This window comes from Streptomyces sp. NPDC049687, from assembly GCF_044465285.1.
Classification (GTDB): Bacteria; Actinomycetota; Actinomycetes; order Streptomycetales; family Streptomycetaceae; genus Streptomyces.
On the sequence record NZ_JBITLN010000004.1, the window covers coordinates 279,812 to 299,539 of the forward strand.

At 71.9% G+C, this 19,728-nt stretch carries 14 protein-coding genes; 7 read left to right on the forward strand and 7 right to left on the reverse strand.

Annotated features, from left to right (window positions below):
* Positions 1–19: 19 nt before the first annotated feature.
* The 4 genes from ACIBVL_RS15645 (at position 20) to ACIBVL_RS15660 (ending at position 7,457) form a co-directional block, all read left to right on the forward strand.
* Positions 20–1,168, forward strand: coding sequence for an ROK family glucokinase (locus ACIBVL_RS15645; RefSeq protein WP_399097929.1), 1,149 nt, complete (start codon positions 20–22; stop codon positions 1,166–1,168).
* Positions 1,169–1,249: 81 nt separating this feature from the next.
* Positions 1,250–1,843, forward strand: a complete 594-nt coding sequence (locus tag ACIBVL_RS15650; RefSeq protein WP_399097682.1) for a sugar kinase — start codon at positions 1,250–1,252, stop codon at positions 1,841–1,843.
* A gap of 119 nt (positions 1,844–1,962) precedes the next feature.
* Positions 1,963–4,794 (forward strand): SNF2-related protein, encoded by a 2,832-nt coding sequence (locus ACIBVL_RS15655; RefSeq protein ID WP_399097683.1) that lies wholly within the window; start codon positions 1,963–1,965, stop codon positions 4,792–4,794.
* A gap of 794 nt (positions 4,795–5,588) precedes the next feature.
* Entirely contained in the window at positions 5,589–7,457 is a 1,869-nt protein-coding gene (locus ACIBVL_RS15660) for an SWIM zinc finger family protein (RefSeq protein ID WP_399097684.1), read from the forward strand.
* Between the two features lie 115 nt (positions 7,458–7,572).
* On the opposite strand, the gene ACIBVL_RS15665 is transcribed toward ACIBVL_RS15660, so the two are convergent.
* Complete coding sequence (locus ACIBVL_RS15665; protein ID WP_399097685.1) at positions 7,573–8,238, reverse strand: DUF4389 domain-containing protein; 666 nt, start codon at positions 8,236–8,238, stop codon at positions 7,573–7,575.
* Positions 8,239–8,552: 314 nt separating this feature from the next.
* Between ACIBVL_RS15665 and gap the strand changes: the two genes are divergently transcribed.
* Complete coding sequence (gap, locus tag ACIBVL_RS15670) at positions 8,553–9,584, forward strand: type I glyceraldehyde-3-phosphate dehydrogenase (protein ID WP_399097686.1); 1,032 nt, start codon at positions 8,553–8,555, stop codon at positions 9,582–9,584.
* Positions 9,585–9,793: 209 nt separating this feature from the next.
* On the opposite strand, the gene ACIBVL_RS15675 is transcribed toward gap, so the two are convergent.
* Positions 9,794–10,150, reverse strand: a complete 357-nt coding sequence (locus ACIBVL_RS15675) for a hypothetical protein (protein WP_399097687.1) — start codon at positions 10,148–10,150, stop codon at positions 9,794–9,796.
* 907 nt (positions 10,151–11,057) lie between these two features.
* Between ACIBVL_RS15675 and ACIBVL_RS15680 the strand changes: the two genes are divergently transcribed.
* Complete coding sequence (locus ACIBVL_RS15680) at positions 11,058–12,977, forward strand: ABC transporter ATP-binding protein (protein WP_399097688.1); 1,920 nt, start codon at positions 11,058–11,060, stop codon at positions 12,975–12,977.
* Between the two features lie 147 nt (positions 12,978–13,124).
* Here ACIBVL_RS15680 and ACIBVL_RS15685 read toward each other — a convergent pair whose 3' ends face one another.
* Entirely contained in the window at positions 13,125–13,718 is a 594-nt protein-coding gene (locus tag ACIBVL_RS15685; protein WP_399097689.1) for a TetR/AcrR family transcriptional regulator, read from the reverse strand.
* 253 nt (positions 13,719–13,971) lie between these two features.
* Here ACIBVL_RS15685 and ACIBVL_RS15690 point away from each other — a divergent pair, with 253 nt between their 5' ends.
* The gene (locus ACIBVL_RS15690; RefSeq protein ID WP_399097690.1) at positions 13,972–15,189 is read left to right on the forward strand and encodes an FAD-dependent oxidoreductase; all 1,218 of its coding nucleotides are present in this window, start codon (positions 13,972–13,974) and stop codon (positions 15,187–15,189) included.
* Between the two features lie 381 nt (positions 15,190–15,570).
* On the opposite strand, the gene ACIBVL_RS15695 is transcribed toward ACIBVL_RS15690, so the two are convergent.
* The 4 genes from ACIBVL_RS15695 to ACIBVL_RS15710 are packed head-to-tail and all read right to left on the reverse strand — an operon-like array spanning position 15,571 to position 19,385.
* Entirely contained in the window at positions 15,571–16,152 is a 582-nt protein-coding gene (locus tag ACIBVL_RS15695) for a GTP-binding protein (RefSeq protein ID WP_399097691.1), read from the reverse strand.
* On the reverse strand, positions 16,139–16,525 hold the full coding sequence (locus tag ACIBVL_RS15700) for a DUF742 domain-containing protein (protein WP_399097692.1): 387 nt from the start codon (positions 16,523–16,525) through the stop codon (positions 16,139–16,141). Before ACIBVL_RS15700 ends, ACIBVL_RS15695 begins: the two co-directional genes overlap by 14 nt.
* On the reverse strand, positions 16,522–16,968 hold the full coding sequence (locus ACIBVL_RS15705) for a roadblock/LC7 domain-containing protein (RefSeq protein WP_399097693.1): 447 nt from the start codon (positions 16,966–16,968) through the stop codon (positions 16,522–16,524). The genes ACIBVL_RS15700 and ACIBVL_RS15705 overlap by 4 nt, the downstream gene beginning before the upstream one ends.
* The gene (locus ACIBVL_RS15710) at positions 16,965–19,385 is read right to left on the reverse strand and encodes a nitrate- and nitrite sensing domain-containing protein (RefSeq protein WP_399097694.1); all 2,421 of its coding nucleotides are present in this window, start codon (positions 19,383–19,385) and stop codon (positions 16,965–16,967) included. The genes ACIBVL_RS15705 and ACIBVL_RS15710 overlap by 4 nt, the downstream gene beginning before the upstream one ends.
* Positions 19,386–19,728: the final 343 nt, after the last annotated feature.

The following is a 19,728-nucleotide window of genomic DNA, read 5'->3' on the forward strand; positions in this document are numbered from 1 at the left end:
GAGGCAGAATCGGGCCTTGATGAGCACCTACGGCAACTTCAGCGCCCCCATCGGCTCCAGGCGCGCCCCCGCACTGCGCACGGTGGGCACCCGTGAGCGCCGCTCGCACCTCACCGCACCCCGTGTGCCGACGGTCGGCATCGACATCGGCGGCACCAAGGTGATGGCGGGCGTCGTCGACGCCGACGGCAACATCCTGGAGAAGGTCCGCACGGAGACCCCGGACAAGTCCAAGAGTCCGAAGGTCGTCGAGGACACGATCGTCGAACTGGTCCTGGACCTCTCCGACCGGCACGACGTGCACGCGGTCGGCATCGGCGCGGCCGGCTGGGTCGACGCCGACCGCAACCGCGTCCTGTTCGCCCCGCACCTGTCCTGGCGCAACGAACCCCTCAGGGACCGCCTCTCGGGCCGGCTCTCCGTGCCCGTCCTCGTCGACAACGACGCCAACACCGCCGCCTGGGCGGAGTGGCGCTTCGGCGCCGGCCGCGGCGAGGACCACCTGGTCATGATCACGCTGGGCACCGGCATCGGCGGCGCGATCCTGGAGGACGGCCAGGTCAAGCGCGGCAAGTACGGCGTCGCCGGGGAGTTCGGCCATATGCAGGTGGTGCCCGGCGGCCACCGCTGCCCGTGCGGCAACCGCGGCTGCTGGGAGCAGTACAGCTCCGGGAACGCCCTGGTCAGAGAGGCCAAGGAGCTGGCCGCCGCCGACTCCCCGGTGGCGTACGGGATCATCGAGCACGTCAAGGGGCAGATCGGCGACATCACCGGCCCGATGATCACCGAGCTGGCCCGTGAGGGCGACGCGATGTGCATCGAGTTGCTCCAGGACATCGGCCAGTGGCTCGGCGTCGGCATCGCCAACCTCGCCGCCGCCCTCGACCCGTCCTGCTTCGTGATCGGCGGCGGTGTGTCGGCCGCCGACGACCTCCTGATCGCGCCCGCCCGGGACGCGTTCAAGCGCCAGCTCACCGGACGCGGCTACCGCCCCGAGGCCCGGATCGTCCGCGCCCAGCTCGGCCCCGAGGCCGGCATGGTCGGCGCCGCCGACCTCGCGCGCCTGGTCGCCCGCCGCTTCCGGCGCGCCAAGCGGCGCCGGGTCGAGCGGTTCGAGCGCTTCGAACGGTTCACGGACGCGGCCCGCCGTGCCCAGGACACGGCATGACCCCCGCACCACCCCGTACCACCCGCACGACCAGGGACACCGTATGACCGCCGCACCGCACCGTACGGCTCGGGACACCGCATGACCGCCTCGCTGCCCCGCCAGGCCGCGCCCCCCGGCGAGCCCTCCCGCCCGCCGGAGGACCGCCGTCATGTCGTCCGGCGCAGGGCGCTCACCCTGCTGATCATCGTGCTGCTCATCGGCGTCCCGGCCGGCTATCTGGTGATCTCCGCCAACCAGAGCCGCGACAGCGGCAAGGACAAGGAGGCGAAGTACTCGGCGACCGGTCTGACCGAGGGCTGGCCGTCCAAGGTCCAGCGCCGCCTCTACCAGATCCCGATCCCGCACCCGTCCAACCAGGTCGCCTACTACGAGACGAACAACTGGAAGACCAGCCGGCTCTACGTGCAGTTCCAGACCACGCACGCCGGCCTGGACCAGTTCCTGGCGCAGATCGGCGTCAGCCGGGCCGACCTGAAGAAGGACGACCTCACCGTCAGCGCCCGCGACCGGGACGTCACGGGCTGGCGGTTCAAGGGACCCGGCTCCCGCAAGGGCGAGTTCTTCGGACTGGTCCGCGAGAAGAAGAACCCGACACCGACCCTGGACGTCGTGGTGAACTACGGCAACCCGACGTACCCCTTCGTCTACGTCGTCTCGCGCACGGTTCCCTGACCGGTCGCCGCGGCCCCGGGTGTGCGGGCCCCGGCCGGTCGCCGGGGCCGATTGTCAGACCCCGCCCGTAGAGTCGAAGACGACTGATCCGACACGCGGGCGGGAGGTGGACACGGCGTATGAGCGATACGGCTTCGGCGGCACAGGGGAGCGTCCCCGTGCGCCTCGCCGCCGTCTTCCTGCCCGCCCCTCTCCCGCGCGAGGGCCGCATCGCCTTCTGGGACCCGCAGGACGGCCCGCTGCCCACCCCGGCCGCAGCCGAGCGCACGGAACTGACCGTCGTACGCCCCCATGGCGCCTCGGTCCGCCGCCGGCCGGCCCCCGCCCTGGCACTGCCGCTCGACCGGGCGCTCCCGCTGCTCGTGCGCGCCCGGCGCGACCCCGCCGCCCACCCCGCCACCGCCTGCTGGGGCGCGGCCGCCCTGCACGCCCTGCGGCTCACCGCCCGCGGCCGTCTGCTGCCCGGCCTGACCCCGTCGGGCCACGACGCCTGGCGGGCCGGCCCCCTGGACCCGGAGGACGTCGCGCACCTGCGCGCGGTGGCCGCCGCGCTGCCCCACGAGGGCCATGCCGTGCCCCTGCCCGGCCCCGGCCCGCTCCGGCTGCCGCGGCCGGAGGCCCTGATGCGCGCCTTCCTGGACGCCGTGGCGGACACCCTGCCCCGCACCCCCGCCGCGCCGTACGCCGCCGGCAGGCCCTTCGCCGACCGCCGGCCCCAGCTGCTGCCGGCCGCCCACGACTGGGCGGCGGAGGTCGCCGCCGGCATGGACGCGGGCGTGCGGATCTCGCTCCGCCTGGACCTGACCGCGTACGACATGTTCGACACGGCCGACGACGGCGCGCGGACGCGCAGCGCGGGTGCCGCGATCGTCCAGGTGCACAGCCTCGCCGACCCGACCCTGATGACCGACGCGGCGGCCCTGTGGGCGGGCGAGGCGGACGCCGCCTTCGGTCCCCGCGCGCGCGTGGACGCGGCCCTCGCCGTGCGGCGCGCGGCGCGTGTCTGGCCGCCGCTGGCCCGGCTCGCCGAACAGGACGCGCCCGATGCGCTGGCGCTGTCGGAGAGCGAGCTGAGCGACCTGCTCGGGGTGGCGGCGAGCAGGCTCGCGGCGGCGGGGGTCGCCGTGCACTGGCCGAGGGACCTCGCCCACGATCTGAGCGCCGCGGCTGTCGTACGGCCCGCGCCGGGCTCGGCGACCGACGGCACCGGCTTCTTCGAGAGCGAGGAACTGCTCCAGTTCCGCTGGCAGTTGGCGCTCGGCGGCGATCCGCTCAGCGAGGCCGAGATGGACGCGCTGGCCGAGGCCCACCGTCCCGTGGTGCGGCTGCGCGACCAGTGGGTCCTGGTCGACCCGGCGCTCGTGCGCAAGGCCCGCAAGCGCGAACTGGGCCTGCTGGACCCGGTCGACGCCCTGTCGGCCGCGCTCACGGGCACCGCCGAGGTCGACGGCGAGAGCGTCGAGGCGGTCCCCGTCGGCGCTCTGGCCGCGCTGCGCGACCGCCTCACGGCCGGCGTCCGCCCCGCCGAAGCCCCGGCCGGCCTGCGGGCCACCCTCCGCGACTACCAGCTCCGGGGCCTGGCCTGGCTGGACCTCATGACCTCCCTCGGCCTCGGCGGCTGCCTCGCCGACGACATGGGCCTCGGCAAGACGATCACCGTCATCGCCCTCCACCTCAAGCGGGCCCGCACCGAGCCGACCCTGGTGGTCTGCCCGGCCTCCCTCCTGGGCAACTGGCAGCGCGAGATTACCCGCTTCGCGCCCGGCGTCCCCGTCCGCCGCTTCCACGGCCAGGACCGCAGCCTCACCGACCTGACCGGCGGCTTCGTCCTCACCACGTACGGCACGATGCGCTCCGCCGCCGTCACGCTGGCCGGACAGCCGTGGGGCATGGTCGTCGCGGACGAGGCGCAGCATGTGAAGAACCCGTACTCGGCGACGGCGAAGGCCCTGCGCACGATCCCGTCCCCCGCGCGCGTGGCCCTGACCGGCACCCCCGTCGAGAACAACCTCTCCGAACTGTGGGCCCTGCTGGACTGGACGACCCCCGGCCTCCTCGGCCCCCTGAAGTCCTTCCGCGCCCGGCACGCGCGCGCGGTGGAGAACGGCGAGGACGCCGAAGCCGTGGAGCGCCTGGCCCGACTGGTCCGTCCGTTCCTCCTGCGCCGCAAGAAGTCCGACCCGGGCATCGTGCCCGAGCTGCCGCCCAAGACCGAGACCGACCACCCGGTCCCGCTCACCCGCGAACAGGCCGCCCTGTACGAGGCGGTGGTGCGCGAGTCCCTGCTCGCCATCGAGACGGCGGAGGGCATCGCCCGCCGGGGCCTGGTGCTGAAGCTGCTGGGCGCGCTCAAGCAGATCTGCGACCACCCCGCGCTCTACCTCAAGGAGGAGAGCACGGCAGTCGGCGACCGGCTCGCCGCCCGCTCCGGCAAACTCGCCCTCCTCGACGAGCTGCTGGACACCCTGCTCGCCGAGGACGGCTCGGCACTCGTCTTCACGCAGTACGTCGGCATGGCCCGGCTGATCACCGCCCACCTCGCCACCCGCGCGGTCCCGGTGGAGCTCCTGCACGGCGGCACCCCCGTCCCCGAGCGCGAACGCATGGTGGACCGCTTCCAGAGCGGCGCCACCCCGGTCCTCGTCCTCTCCCTCAAGGCCGCCGGCACCGGCCTGAACCTCACCCGCGCGGGCCATGTCGTCCACTTCGACCGCTGGTGGAACCCGGCCGTGGAGGAACAGGCCACCGACCGCGCCTACCGCATCGGCCAGACCCAGCCGGTCCAGGTCCACCGCCTCATCACCGAGGGCACGGTCGAGGACCGCATCGCCGAAATGCTCCAGGCAAAGCGCGCCCTGGCCGACGCCGTCCTCGGCTCCGGCGAGTCCGCCCTCACGGAACTGACGAACCGCGAGCTGACCGACCTGGTGCGACTGCGGAGGGAGGCGTGATGGCGGAGCCGGACCAGGACACGCCGGCCGAGCCGGAGAAGGCGGCGAGCACCGCCGGGACCGTCCACCGGCCGGACGGACCGAGCCCCGCCGAAGCGGCCCGTCGCGCCCTGCGAGCCGCCCGCGACCGCGATCGGGACCGAGCAGAGGAACAGCCATCACCGCCGCGCCCGGCCCAGAAGCCGCCGGCAGCCCCGACCGCGGACCACGAAACCCCCGCACCACGACCCGCCGACGCGGCCCGCGCGGCCCTGCGACGCAGGGCGAACCCCGCAGCGCCCACCGACGAGCCGGGCGCGCCGCAGAAACCGCCCGCGGAGCGCCCCGAGGACGACGAACCCCTCACCCTCCAGCATCCGACGGCCCCACGGCCCCCGGCCCACGAGCCCGGCACGCCGCAGCCCACGACCGGCCTGCGCTCCATGGCCGTAGGGTCCGGCACGCCGCACGCCACGACCGGCGCGCGCCCTCCGGCCGTTGGGCCCGGCACCCCGCGCGGCGCGGCACCGGAGCGGCCTGCGGGCGATGAGCCCCGCGCCCTCGAGCACCCGACCGCCCCAGGGCCCCGGGCTGGCGAGCCCGCTGCGCCGCAGCCCACGACCGGCGCGCGCCCTCCGGCCGTTGGGCCCGGCACCTCGCGCGGCGCGGCACCCGAGCGGCCTGCGGGCGATGAGCCCCGCGCCCTCGAGCACCCGACCGCCCCAGGGCCCCGGGCCGGCGAGCCCGCTGCGCCGCAGCCCACGACCGGCGCGGGCCCCGCGGCCGTTGGGCCCGGCACGCCACCCGAGCGGACCGTGGGCGACGAGCCCCGCGCCTCACAACACCCGATCACCCTCCCGCCCCCGGCCGACGAGCCCAGCACGCCGCAGCACACGGCCGCCGAGCGCCCCGCAGCCGGCGAGCCCGGCACACCGCAGCACACGGCCGCCGAGCGCCCCGCAGCCGGCGAGCCCGGCACACCGCAGCACACGGCCGCCGCACGCCCCGCGGACCTTGCCCGTGAGGCCCTGCGGGCCGCCCGGGCGCAGGCGCGGGCGGCCGACACGGGGGAGACGGACGGCGGGACCGCGCGCCGGTCGTCCCGCGCCGCCGCCCGCCCCGCCCGTGCCTCCACCGCGACCTCGCCCGGCAGCCCCTCCGCCAGGTCGGCCCGCCAGGGCCCGGGCCGCGTCGGGGATCAGGGTCCCTCCGACCGCGCGCGCGATCTGCGGGAGTTGCTCGCGGGCGCCTTCGGGATGCCGGCGGAGGACGCCGCCTCCGCCGAGGCCCCGCCGCAGCGGGAACCCGGCGCGACCGCGCCGGGTTCACCCGGCCCCCTCCTCGGACCCGACCCCGGTGCCGCCACGGCCGACCCCACCCCACCTCCCGCCGGCTCCCCCCGCTCGATGGCCGCGCCCTCACGCGACGGTGATCACCGCCGCACCTTCCCCGCCTTCCCGCCCCTCCCCGCCCCCGGCGAGGCCGACGACACCCGCTTCGCCGAGACCTGGTGGGGCAACGCCTGGGTCACCGCGCTGGAGGAAGGCGCCCTCGACATCAAGAGGCTGGCCCGGGGCCGGAGTTACGCCCAGCAGGGCAACGTCGACGCGATCACCGTCACCCCCGGCCTCGTCCTGGCGTACGTACAGGGCAGCCGCCCGCGCCCCTACCGTGTCCAGGTGCGGCTGCGTACGTTCGAGGACGACGACTGGGAGCGCTTCCTGGACGCCGCGGTGGAACGCCCCGCGCACATCGCCGCACTGCTCGACAAGGAGATGCCGGAGTCCCTCGCCGAGTGCGGGGTGCCCCTGCTCCCCGGCCCCGGCGACCTCGAGCCGCACTGCAGCTGCCCCGACCGAGGCCACCCCTGCAAGCACGCGGCCGCCCTCTGCTACCAGACCGCACGGCTGCTGGACGCCGACCCGTTCGTGCTGCTCCTGCTGCGCGGCCGGGGCGAGCGCGAACTGCTCGACGCCCTGTCCCGCCGCAACGCCACCCGTGCGGCCCGCGCCGCCCAGGAACGGCTGCCGGCCCCCCTGCCGGGAGTCCGGGCCACCGAGGCCCTGGCCCCCGCGCGTCGACTCCCGCCGTTGCCCGCCCCGTTGCCCGTCCCCCCGCACCCCGAGCAGCCCCCGGCCTACCCGTCCGCGCCGGACGGCCCCGACTCCTTCGCCCTCGACCAGCTCGCCACCGACGCCGCCGCCCGCGCCCACGCCCTGCTCACCACCGGCCACGACGAGATCGGCGAACTGACCCTCTGGCAGGACGCGGTACGCCTTGCCGCGGCCCGCCCCGGCTCCGGGCTCACCGCCGCCACCCGCTCCCTCTACGCCTCGCTCGCCTCCGCAGCCGGCCGCACCCCCTCCGAGCTGGCGCGCGCGGTCGCCGCCTGGCGGCAGGGCGGGCCGGACGGCCTCACCGTCCTCGAGGAGCCCTGGGATCCCCCGGCCGGCCGCTTCGACCGGGCCCGCCCCCTGCTCCTCGCCGCCGACCTTCCCGCCTTCCGCCCCTGGCGCAACCACCTCACCCACCCCCGCGGCCACGTCCAGCTCCGCTTCGGCCGCGACGGCCTGTGGTATGCGTACGAGTCGGAGCCCGGCCACGACGACTGGTGGCCGCGCGGCACCCCCGACCCCGACCCGGTGGGCGCCCTGACGGGCCTCGGAGGCAACGACGGGTGGTGATCCCGCGGACTCCGGCAGGAGAACGCATGCCGCGGTTGGCCGCCGGCACGACCGCGGCCACTTTGCCCGAAGGCGGCGAGGGCGATCGCGCCGACCAGGTGTGGGCGGCAGCCTGTCACGACAGCACCTCCGGTTCGCTCGGTTCCGTGCCGCCCATGTCGAGCCGGAACGGCGGATACGTGTCCGTCATCAAGGCGGCGTAGGCGGCGACTCGCAGCACCCACCGGTTGAGGCCGAGGATCAGGTCGTACAGGCCCTTGGGGTACTTCTCGGTGAAGGCCAGGGTGATGGCGGCGACCACCGCGAGGACGGCGACGAGCCCGCCGTTCCACCAGCCGAGGTGCAGGCCACCGAGGAAGAAGCCGATGACGATGTAGTGCGGGACGGCCAGCAGCCACCACTTCACCAGCGCCAAACCCCGGGAGAGCCGTTCGGGGTAGGCGATGTCCAGCCGCGCCGGATAGCCGGCTTCCTCACCCAGGCTGAACGGCGGATACCGGTCGGTGCCGAGCGCGCCGTACGAGTAGTAGGCGACCCGCCAGCTCCAGCGCAGCACACCCAGGTTGAAGTCGAACAGGGCGCGCGGATAGCGCCCGGTGAACAGGATGCCGAAGAACGCGATCACGCTCACCACGGTGAAGGCGATCCAGAGGAAGAACAGCACCACACAGTGGGGAATGACCAGGATCCACTTCACCAGCCACAGCCACCGGGACAGCGGCGCGTCCAGCACCGCGCTCACCCGGACCGGACGATCCGGCGTTCCCGTCAGGGTTGTCATGGCGATCAACTCCTTCGGCCCGGGGCGCAGGCCGCCCGCTCGGGCCCATGACCAGCGTGGCCACCGACCGGGGCTGCCACGAGGGCCGGTCAGGGGCGTCCTGGGGGCCGTCGGTCCTGGCCGCGCTCGCCTCCGGTGGCCACCGCGTAAGACGCCGCGAGCTGATCGCCACTTTTGTCCGGAGCTCCAAGCCCGCAGGGTCGAACGTCCCTCACCTCACCCCCGTGCGGCCCAAGCCGGATCGTCCCCCCGGCCACCAGGCTGGCAGCGCACCCCGGACACCGCCGGGCGGCACTCACCGGGAGGCGACGGACATGACCGTGCGCGTGGGCATCAACGGCTTCGGCCGCATCGGACGCAACTACCTGCGCTGCGTGCTGGAGCGCGCGGAGAGCGGCACCGGCGCACCGGTCGAGGTCGTGGCGGTCAACGACCTGACCTCGCCGGAGGCGCTGGCCCATCTGCTGGCGTACGACTCGACGTACGGGCGTATCGGCCGCGCCGTCGAACACGACGACGTCTCACTGACCGTGGACGGACACCGGATCGCCGTCACGGCCGAGCGTGACCCGGCGGAGCTGGACTGGGCGGGCCTCGGCGTGGACCTGGTCATCGAGTCGACCGGCCGCTTCCGCACCCGCGAGCAGGCCGGCCTGCACTTGAAGGCGGGCGCCCGCAAGGTCCTGCTCTCGGTGCCGGGCAAGGGAGTCGACGCCACGATCGTGATGGGCGTCAACGAGGGCACGTACGACCCGGAGAACGACCACGTCGTCTCCAACGCCTCCTGCACCACCAACTGCGTGGCGCCCGTGGTGAAGGTGCTCGACGAGCACTTCGGCCTGGTCAAGGGCCTGATGACCACCATTCACGGCTACACCAACGACCAGGTGGTCCTCGACGGCCCGCACAAGGACCTGCGCCGCGGCCGCAGCGCCGCCGTCAACATCATCCCCACCAGCACCGGAGCCGCCCGCGCGGTCGGCCTCGTGCTGCCGGAGCTGGCCGGCACGCTGGACGGCATCGCCGTACGCGTCCCCGTCGAGGACGGCTCGCTGACCGACCTCAGCGTGATCCTCGACCGGCCCGTGACCGCGGACGAGGTCAACGCGGCGTTCCGGGAGGCCGCCGACGGGCCGCTGAAGGGAATCCTGCGGGTCTCGGACGCTCCGATCGTCTCCCGCGACGTCGTCGGCGACCCCGCCTCGTGCGTCCTGGACGCCCCGCTGACGCAGGCGCACGGCGAACTGGTCAAGGTCTTCGGCTGGTACGACAACGAGTGGGGCTACACCAACCGGCTGCTCGACCTCACCGAGTACGTCGCCCACACGCTCCCACGGACCTGGTGACGTGACGCGGTCGACGCCACCCGGTCAGGTCCGGTACGCGGCCGCCGGTGGACGGCCCGCGGCCGGGACTGCCTCCTGGCGGTGTTTGGCACGGCCGTCGCTGGAGAGCCGTCAGGGAAACAAGGCTCGACACCCATGACGCGAACCGGCCGGGGCTGTCGGGGTCCGCGGGCGCTCGCCGCTCCTTCGACGTCCGGACTCGTCCGAGGTCAGCGGTCGGAATAGCTGAAGTCGCCCACGGTCCAGGCGCCGACGTCCTCGATCGCGACACGGTACATTCCGCCCGTCTCCGGGATCCCCACCGTGCCCTGCAGGATCCGGGCGACGTGAAAGTGCAGATGCGTGGGCGGCCCGTTCGGCGCGGGCGTGTGGAAGACGGCGGAGAACTCGCCCAGACGGTCCGAGTCCGTCAGTACCTCCGAGACTCTCTGCCTCCACACTGCTTCGGGAGCCAGCCGACCGGTGATGACAGCACCACCGGTGACCACGGTCAGGGACATCTGGTTGCTCTGCCCGGATTCCACCAGAGCGGCGACGGCAACCAGCAACTCGTCAGGTTTCGACACGACGCAGATTATATTCACCGGCCGTTCGGCTGCTGAGCGGTGGCGCGCGCCTCGAGGGTGTCGGGGTCGCAGTCGGTTCCCGTGTGCGGCGGTCCCCGCCGCGGCGCAGATCCTCTTCGAGGCACCGGCATGCCCATGGGCTGCGCGGCCGTGGGGCGCTTCTGGCGCCGGGCTTCGGCTCGGGGCCGCTCCGACCGTTTGTGGACCAGTTGAGGCGGGTTACCTCCTCTTCGAGGAAACGGAAATCTATGGTGGCCGGAGTAGACATTCGATGGTGGCATGATTATGGTTTCTCTCGTAGTCGAGATCGAGCAAGGCCCGACAGAGACGAACTGCCGGGCAGCAGTACGGGAAGTCGCCGTGCGCAGGACGGTGCGGTGGTGGAGCTCCGAAGCCAGGGTTTTCGCAGGATGGCGACGGGGCTGACGACCGCACCGGGTGGCCCGCAGTGGTCAGGGGCCGCCGTGAGTGGTTGATCACCGAGGGAAGACGGAGGAGCCGAACGCCATCGGGATCGCCTGGGTGGACATCTCGAGCCCGGGTACCGCAGGACATCGACAGTGAGGTGGTCTCCGGTCAAGCAACCGCGATCCCCGCGTCCCCGACGGCATTTCGGTCGGGTCGGCGGATACAGAAGGCCGGCGCAGCACAGTGGTCGGCAGATGGTGCAGCGGTTCCTTCGGGGCTCTGGTGCCGGTACGGCACCAGAGCCCCTCCACGCGTTCCACCGAACCCCGAGCTCCTGAACTGCGACGACGGCTTCGCCACCTACAGAACTCACCACTGGACACGTCCGCTGCGCACGCTGGCTGCGGCGGTGTCCGGTTCTCATCAATCCGCGGTAAATGCCTGGACTGAGGACCTCCCCCGACGGGACACTTCCGACTTCCGAACCTCCGGGAGTGTGATGGGGACAACAGTCACGCCAGGGCCGACGCCGGGCAGGAGCGCGGTCGTTCTGGCACTGCGCCAATACGGACGGGAACTGCTGCGACTTCGACGGCTGGCCCTGCCCGCGCTGCTGTTACCGGCCGTGGGCAACATCGGAATCCGCTACATCGCCCCCCTCCTGATCGCCAAACTGGCGGGAAAGGCCGCCGACGACGGCGGTATCACCCTCAGTTCGGCGCTGCCGTACGTACTGGGCTTCGGCGCGACGCTGCTGCTCGCCGAGGCCGTGTGGCGGGTCGGGCAGCACTGCCTGAACCGGGTGGACGCCCTCGGCATGGAACACCTGTACGTGAGCGGCATGGACGAACTCCTCGCCAAGGACGCGGCGTTCTTCCACGACAACTTCGCCGGCTCCCTGACCAAACGGGTGCTGAGCTTCGGCAAGCGCTTCGAGGACTTCGTCGACACGGTGACGTACCGGATCGTCGGCAGTCTCGTCCCCCTGGTGTTCGGTGCCGTGGTGCTGTGGAGCTACGAACCGATGCTCGTCGCCGGCCTGCTGGTGATGATCGCGCTGACCGTGGTGGCCGCGACACCTCTGGTCCGTCGCCGGCAGCGGCTCGTCCATGACCGCGAGGCGGCGATCGCCCGGGTCTCCGGCCACGTCGCCGACAGCCTCGTGAACATGGAGACCATCCGGGCCTTCGCGGCCGAGGAGCGGGAGGCCGACGAACACCGTGGCCGTGTCGCGGACTCCCGGCGTCTGACGCTGAGGTCGTGGGACTACGGCAACCTGCGCGTCGACACACTGATCGCCCCCATGTCCGTGCTGACCAACGTGCTGGGTCTGTTGGTCGCCATCGTCTTCGGCGGCTCGGGCCAGGGAGTGGAGGAGGTCGTCGTCGCCTTCACCTACTACTCCAACGCCACCGAGATCATGTTCGAGTTCAACCAGATCTACCGGCGTCTGGAAAGCTCGATGACCGAGGCCGCGCAGTTCACGGAGCTGCTCTTGGAGCCGCCCACCGTGCTCGACCCGAGGGAACCCGAACCGCTCGCACCGCGGGACACCGGCATCCGCTTCGAGGCGGTGACCTTCGCCCACCCGGGCGCGAGGCCGATCTTCCATGGGCTCGACCTGGACGTGCCCGCGGGCGCACGGATCGGTCTGGTCGGCAGGTCCGGCGGCGGCAAGACCACACTCACCCGGCTCCTGCTGCGGATGTCGGACATCGACGACGGACGCATCCTGATCGGTGGTCAGGACATCAGCCGGCTGCGTCAGACCGACCTGCGCTCACTGATCGCCTACGTCCCGCAGGAACCCGCCATGTTCCACCGCAGCCTGCGGGAGAACATCGCCTTCGCCCGGCCCGGCGCCACCGACGAGGAGATCCACGCCGCGGCCGCGGCCGCGCACGTCACGGAGTTCGCCGACCAACTCCCCGACGGCTTCGGCACTCTGGTGGGGGAGCGGGGTGTCAAACTCTCGGGCGGCCAGCGCCAGCGCGTCGCCCTCGCCAGGGCCATCCTGCGCGACGCCCCGATCCTGCTGCTCGACGAGGCGACCAGCGCGCTCGACTCGGAGAGCGAGATCCTCGTCCAGGACGCCCTGTGGCGGTTGATGGACGGACGTACGGCCCTCGTGGTCGCCCACCGTCTGAGCACCGTCGCCGGCATGGACCGTCTCGTCGTCCTCGACCGCGGAAACGTCGTGGAGCAGGGCACCCACGAGGAGCTGCTCGCCGTGAACGGTGCCTACGCCAAGCTGTGGCAGCACCAGTCGGGCGGCTTCCTCGGCGAGAGCACCGAGTCGGCCCTCGGACACCCGGTACCAGGAGCCGGTCCCGGCGGGCCGCCCGGACCGGCCGACCCGGCGCCGGACGGCGACCGCCGGACGTCGTCCCCCGCTCGTACGGGCACCGGGCCCACGTGACCGAGCCGCTCACGGACACCTCCCCCGCCGCGAAGCGCCGGGGGAACGGCCGCTGCTCCCACCGGATCCGCAGGCTTCCCCTCGGCCGGATGGCCTCGGTCCCCACGCGCGGCAACTCGCCGGGGTCAAGGTGAAACGCGCGGGGGGCTACGGCGCAGACGGCTTGCCGGGCGGTTCCCAGCCCTGGGTGAGGATGTCGAAGATCGCCTCGACGGCGGCTCGGCGGTCCTGCCGACCACGAGCGAGGGCCGGGATGTCGAGTACGAAGCGGGCAAGAGCCGCACATGCGAGGTCGTCGTGGTCCACGCCGACCTCGTCGGCGATGGCCGCGCTGAGGCTGTCGGTGTACCTGGTCCACATGCGTTCGGCGTAGGCGCGCAGCACCGGCGTGGACTGCACCAGGTGGGTGAACTCGGCCGCCTGGGGGTGCGCCTCGATCGAGGGCCAGGTGTCGACGACGTGCCGGCGGAGGGCGTCGAGGATGCTCTGACCGGACGGTCGCTCCCGCACCGCGGCGATCAGTTCTGACTCCCGGTCATGGTCCTGGTCGAACACCAGCGCTTCCTTGCCGCTGAAGTGCTTGAACACGGTGGCGGTCGACACGTCGGCGGCGTCGGCGATGTCACGGATGCCTACGTGATCGTAGCCACGCTCCAGAAAGAGCCGCAGTGCGGCGTCGGCGATCGCCTGCCGGGTGGCCGCCTTCTTGCGGTCGCGGCGGCTGACGGGGGGCACGGTCATGGCTGGAGCGTATCGGAAGTCGAACCAATCGCAAAGTAGAGTTGTTGTACTTTTTTTCTTGTTCTGATTTTATGAGGCCGTGAGCACCTGAGCGGCACGTCCCGCAGGCAGGGTCATCGGGCGGCGCACCGCCCGTGACCGTCCTGATCCATCAAGGGACGCTCGCGCACTTCCCGGCCCAGGCCGACGCCGGAGTGCCCCGCCCCGCTCTCTTCGCCCGATGTCTCCTCCTCGCCGACCGGAAGGAACCACCATGAACTCCCCAGAACCCGCCAACGCCGGCATCAGCATCATCGGCGCCGGACCCGGCGGACTGACCTGCGCTCGCATCCTCCAGCAGCGCGGCATCGCGGTCACCGTCTACGACCGCGACCCGGGCCCCCACGCCCGCAACCAGGGCGGCACCCTCGACCTGCACGCCGACAACGGCCAGGTCGCCCTGCGCGAAGCCGGCCTGCTCGACGAGTTCTTCGCCCTCGCCCGTCCCGAAGGGCAGGAAATGCGCCGGCTGGACCCGACCGGCACGATCACCTCCCGTCACGTCCCGGCGCCCGACGAACTCTTCAAGCCGGAAATCGACCGCGGCCAACTGCGCGACCTGCTGCTCGACTCCCTGCAGCCGGGAACGGTGCGCTGGGGCCACGCCCTCGACACGATCAGTGGACCCGCCGACGGGCCGCGGCGACTGCACTTCGCCGACGGCACGAGCATCGAGACCGATCTGGTCATCGGCGCCGACGGCGCCTTCTCCCGGGTACGCCCGGCCGTGTCCCCCGCCGTCCCCGAGTACACCGGAGTCGGTTTCCTGGAAGCGTGGTTCTCCGACGTCGAGAACCGACACCCCGAGATCGCCGAGCTGGTCGGTGCGGGCAGCGCACACGCAGCCGACGGCGAACGCGCCCTGTTCGCCCAGCGCAACAGCGGAAACCACATCCGTGTCCACATCATCCGACGAGTCCCCCTCGACTGGATCAGCACCCACGGGCTGACCGCCGAGGACACCGACGGCATCCGCGCCGTGCTACGCCACGAATACGCCCACTGGTCGCCCCGCATGCGCCGGATGATCACCGAAAACGACGGCCCCTACGTCGATCGCCCGATCCTCGCCCTCCCGGTCCCGCACACCTGGGAACACGATGCGACGGTGACCCTGCTCGGCGACGCCGCCCACCTCATGCCCCCGCTCGGCGTGGGCGTCAACCTCGCCATGCTCGACGCCGGCGAACTCGCCCTCGCCCTCGCGAACGCCGCCACCGTCGACGACGCCGTCCTCACCTACGAGAAGACCATGCTCCCCCGCTCGACCGAGGCAGCCAAGGCCCTCGAACACGGCGCCGAACACCTGCTGTCCACCGACGTGCACGACGGCAGCGGCGACAGCGAAGCCCAGCCCCACGAACAGGGCGAGAACGAGGTCTTCGGCCGACGCCGGCAGACGACGGCGCAGCCCGAGGCGGCTTTCCGGTGAGTCACTCAGGCGGCACCGAAGGGCCGGTAGGACCGGCCGCCGTAGACCCACACCCGTTGCCCCGGGCCGGGTTCGGGGCCGGGCGGTTCGCCGACATGCAGGAGCCCGGTCGCCGTCGCGCACCGCACCCAGGGTCAGGAGCCGTCGGATTCCCCGGGCCGTGTGAGTTTTCGTGATACGTGAGAGGGTCTGAGGCGTGAGTGAGACACCGTCGAACACCCTGCAGTACCGCTTTGACGGGCCAGAAGAGGCTCTGGTCGGCGTGGGTGGAGATCGTCTGCTTGTATGAATGAGGTCGTCGGCGTGATGCAGTCCGGGTGGTCAGGGGATCCGGGCCGACCACACCACGGTCGCCCTCTGCCGCCGAGACCGGGCAGTCGGTCAGCGGGTCGTCGGCAAGGGATCGGACACCTGGGCGAGCACATGGTCGACCAGGCCCACCAGTACGTCCCGACAGGCGCCGCGCTCCCGGGCGTCGAACACGTGCACCGGCGACGTCGGGGGGAGAGCGAGAGCTCCGCGGATCTGTTCGACGCTGTAGTGCGGCCGCCCCTCGAAGTTGTTGACGGCCACCACGAAGGGGATGCCGCGCTTCTCGAAGAAGTCGATGGCGGCGAAGCTCGACTCCAGGCGCCACGTGTCCACCAGCACCACCCCGCCGATGGCGCCGACAGCCAGGTCGTTCCACATGAACCAGAAGCGCTGCTGGCCGGGTGTGCCGAACAGGTACAGCACGAGGTCGGGGGTGAGCGTGATGCGGCCGAAGTCCAGGGCGACCGTCGTGGTCGTCTTGGCTTCCACGCCGATCACGTCGTCCACCCCGACCCCCGCGGCGGTGAGTCGTTCCTCCGTACGGAGCGGTGTGATCTCGCTGATGGCGGCGACCATGGTGGTCTTGCCGACGCCGAACCCGCCGGAAATCAGGATCTTGACAGCCTCAGGGGCGTTGTCAGAGCCGGGCAAGGCCGTTCCTCACTCTCTGCAGCAGTGCGGTCTGTGGGCTTTCGGCCACGTGGATGGGCGGGCGGGCGAGGATCCGGCCTTGTTCCAGCAGATCCGAGAGCAGGATGGTCGTCACGGAGACGGGCAGGTCCAGATAGGCGGAGATCTCGGCGACAGCCAGGGGCTGCGCGCACATGCGCAGGATGCGCAGGTGCTCCGGCTGCAGACCGTGTCCGACGGACGCCGGGGGCGGGTCGAGTGTCGTCACCAGGGTGATGAGGGTGAAGACGTCCCGGCTCGGCTGCGTGCGGCCGCCGGTCAGTGTGAACGTCCGTACCGTCCTCCAAGTGCCCCCCTCGGGCTGCGCCCAGGATTCTTGGGGGCTGCCGCTCACCGCTCGAAACCGCCTGCGCCGTGCAGCGCGGAGATCTCGGCGCGGGGGGCGGAACCGAGGTGCTCACCGACCTTCTTCACCAGCATGTTCATCTCGAACGCCACGACGCCGACATCGGCCTGAGCATCGGTCAGCACGGCGAGGTGCGTGCCGGCACCGGCCGACGTGAGGATGAGGAAACCGTTGCGCATCTCCAGCATCGACTGGACGACCGACCCCCCGTCGAAGTCGGCGCTGACGCCCCGGCTCAGGCTCATCAGCCCCGACACGGTCGCGGCCAGCCGCTCGGCCTCGGGCCTGGGGAAGGCCGAGGACTTGCTGACCACCAGCCCGTCCTCGGACACCACGACGGCGAATCGCACGCCGGTCACCTGGTGTACGAGGCCGGTCAGCAGGAAGTCGAGGCGGGAGGTGGCGGGGGCGCGGTGCGGGTGAACGGTCATTGCGGGGCCTTTGTCGTCGCGGAGGAATCGAGGTCGGGGACGGGGCGTACGTTGAAGTCACGGGCGTGCTGGGTGCCGCGCTGGAAGGCGGACATCGTCTTGGCGGCCTGTTCCGCCGACGGCAGTGGATCCGGGTCTGCCCGGAGGACTTGGGCGGAGGGCGCGTCACGGCGCAGCTCTTCGGCCAGGCTCGTCTGGGGGACACGCTGCGGCAGGGGCGGAGCGCCGTGGACGGGGAAGGAGACCGCTGGGGGCATGGTCGCCACGGGCCCGACCGCCCGGGCGGTACTGGAAACCTGTGGGGTGACGGGGCGGCGCAGGGGGGTGAAGACGGAGGGTCGCTCGGAAGCCTGCTCGTCGTAGTGGGAAGCGGGAGCGGGGCGGGGAGCGGGTTGGGTGTCCGGCTGCCGGGCCGTGCCGACGAGGGCCGCGGTGGGCTGGGTGTCCGCCTCTGGCATCGTCGGAGAATCTGGGAACACGGGGGAGTCCGGGAGCATCAGGGAGTCCTCGATCAGAAGTCTCGAGGGGATCAGGAGCACCGCCGAGGTGCCGCCGAACGGCGAGGAGCGCAGCGTGACCCGGATACCGTGCTGGGCGGCCAGCCGGGCGACCACGAAGAGGCCGAGACGTGCGTCGTCGGCGAGGGCCAGGACGTCGAACTGCGGCGGCTGCGAGAGTCTCCGGTTGGCCTCGGCGTACTCCTCTTCCCGCATGCCGAGTCCGCGGTCCTCGATCTCGACAGCGAGTCCCTTGCCGACCTGCTCGGTGCGGACCCACACCGGGCAGACGGGCGGCGAGTAGGTGGTGGCGTTCTCCATGAGTTCCGCCAGCACGTGGATCACGTCGGACACGGCGTGCGCGGCCAGCTTCAGCTGTTCGTCGGCGTGCACCGTGATGCGCTGGTAGTCGGCGACCTCGCCGACGGCGCCGCGGATGACGTCGACGACGGGGACCGGCTGCGTCCAGCGGCGTCCGGGCTGTCCCCCGCTGATGATCACGAGGTTCTCTTCGTAGCGGCGTATCTGGCTCGCCTGGGAGTCCAGCTCGTAGAGCCCCTTCAGCACGTCGGGCTCCTGGTGCTTGTGCTCCATCGTGTCCAGCAGGCTCAGATGACGGTTCACCAGGTTCTGGGTGTGCCGCGCGACGCTCAGAATGGCCTTCTGGAAGCCGCGGCGGGCGTCGGCGAGACCTACGGCGCTGTGCAGCGCGGTGCGCTGGGCGGAGTTGAAGGCGTGGGCGACCTTGCCGAGCTCGTCGTTGCCGTAGTCGAGGTCTGCGGCTTCCGACTCGACGTCGACGTTCTCCCCGCGGTTGAGCCGGTCGATCAGGCCGGGCAGCCGGGTGTCGGCCAGCTCCAGTGTGGCTCTGCGCAGGCCGGCCAGACGCCGCATCAGGGAGCGGGTGACCCGCCAGGACAGCAGAGCCACCAGGATGACGGTGAGGAGTTCCGCCCCACTGGTGACGAGACCCTGCCGCAGCAGGGAGTCTGCTCGGTCCTGGCTCTGGGCGATGAGAGCGATGATGGGGCCGACCGTGACCATCTGCATCCGCGGCTGGATTTCGGCCTGGGCGCGGGGCCACTGCCGGGCCGCCGCAGGCAGGGCGGTGCCGTCGTCGGCCCGCTCGGTGATGACGGCGTTTTCGATCTTCTCCATGGCCTTCCACGTCTGGCTGCCGGTGAGCTTCTTCACCTCCGCCAGGTGCCGGGCGTCCAGCTGACCGTTCAGGCTCGCGATCAGGTAGCGACGCGCACCCACCGCGCTGTCGAAGGCGGCCCGGTCCTCGGAGCTCAGCCGTCCGCGCGCCACGGCGGGTGCCAGCGTGGCGTCCTCCAGTTGCAGCTGTTCACGGGCGTCGATCAGGATCCTGATCGGGATGGCCTCCGCCACCAGGGACGAGTCACTCACCCGGAGGGCCTGGTCGGTGCCGAGGATCTCGGCGTCGATGACGCTGGTGAACGCCGCGGTGGCCGTCCGAGCGTCGATGGACCGGCGGTCGATACGGGCCCGCAGGTTGGGCAGGTCCAGTACCCGCATGGCATCCGCGACCGGCTTGAACGCCGCCTTGGACTTCTGGGGGGCGTCCTTCAGCGCGGTGGGAAGCCGTGCCATCTCGGCCACGGCGATGTCCGTCTTGCGGCGCTGTGCCTTCAGGGCGTCCCGCGAGGCGTCGGGGGCGGCCAGATAGATCGCGCTGAGCGTCCGTTCGCGGGCCGCGGCGTCGATCATGTCGCCGAACGGCTTGGCGATGGCCTGGTTGGTCTTCATTTCGGCGCGCAGCCTGAACGCCTGTGACAGTCCCTCGGCGGTGGTGGTGGCCCAGAGGCCGCCGAGGGCAAGGCTCGGGACCAGGGCGAGCAGCAGCAGCGAGGCTCGGATGGACCGTAGGCGCTGAAGGGCAGGAGTCCGTGACGGCATCGGGCGTCCTTGGGTGCATGGGGGCGAGCACGGCAAGCGGATCTATTCATTCCGCTTCGCGACAGTCCCTGGATGCTAAGTGGCCCCTAGGAAAGAGTCAGCAAAGTCCGAAAATCTTCTTGATTTCGGTGTTGTCACGATCATTTACGACTAGTGATCGCGCGGCGCTTCCGACTTGCCAATCGGCTTAGGAGCAGGCCGAGTTGTCACTTCAGTGGCGGCCGAGAGGTGTGGCCGATGGGGCCCGGAGCCGCAGCGACGATGAACACAAGTTACGCAATGCGGTCTTTGCTATACGGGTAGAGACACCTGGCTTCCGCCGCTGTAGGTTGACATTTTGTTG

Bases quoted from the DNA above. Each gene is read 5' to 3' on its own strand.
- ACIBVL_RS15645 (WP_399097929.1), top strand. From the start codon at position 20: ATGAGCACCTACGGCAACTTCAGCGCCCCCATCGGCTCCAGGCGCGCC.
- ACIBVL_RS15650 (WP_399097682.1), top strand. From the start codon at position 1,250: ATGACCGCCTCGCTGCCCCGCCAGGCCGCGCCCCCCGGCGAGCCCTCC.
- ACIBVL_RS15655 (WP_399097683.1), top strand. From the start codon at position 1,963: ATGAGCGATACGGCTTCGGCGGCACAGGGGAGCGTCCCCGTGCGCCTC.
- ACIBVL_RS15665 (WP_399097685.1), bottom strand. From the start codon at position 8,238: ATGACAACCCTGACGGGAACGCCGGATCGTCCGGTCCGGGTGAGCGCG.
- gap (WP_399097686.1), top strand. From the start codon at position 8,553: ATGACCGTGCGCGTGGGCATCAACGGCTTCGGCCGCATCGGACGCAAC.
- ACIBVL_RS15680 (WP_399097688.1), top strand. From the start codon at position 11,058: ATGGGGACAACAGTCACGCCAGGGCCGACGCCGGGCAGGAGCGCGGTC.
- ACIBVL_RS15685 (WP_399097689.1), bottom strand. From the start codon at position 13,718: ATGACCGTGCCCCCCGTCAGCCGCCGCGACCGCAAGAAGGCGGCCACC.
- ACIBVL_RS15690 (WP_399097690.1), top strand. From the start codon at position 13,972: ATGAACTCCCCAGAACCCGCCAACGCCGGCATCAGCATCATCGGCGCC.
- ACIBVL_RS15705 (WP_399097693.1), bottom strand. From the start codon at position 16,968: ATGACCGTTCACCCGCACCGCGCCCCCGCCACCTCCCGCCTCGACTTC.
- ACIBVL_RS15710 (WP_399097694.1), bottom strand. From the start codon at position 19,385: ATGCCGTCACGGACTCCTGCCCTTCAGCGCCTACGGTCCATCCGAGCC.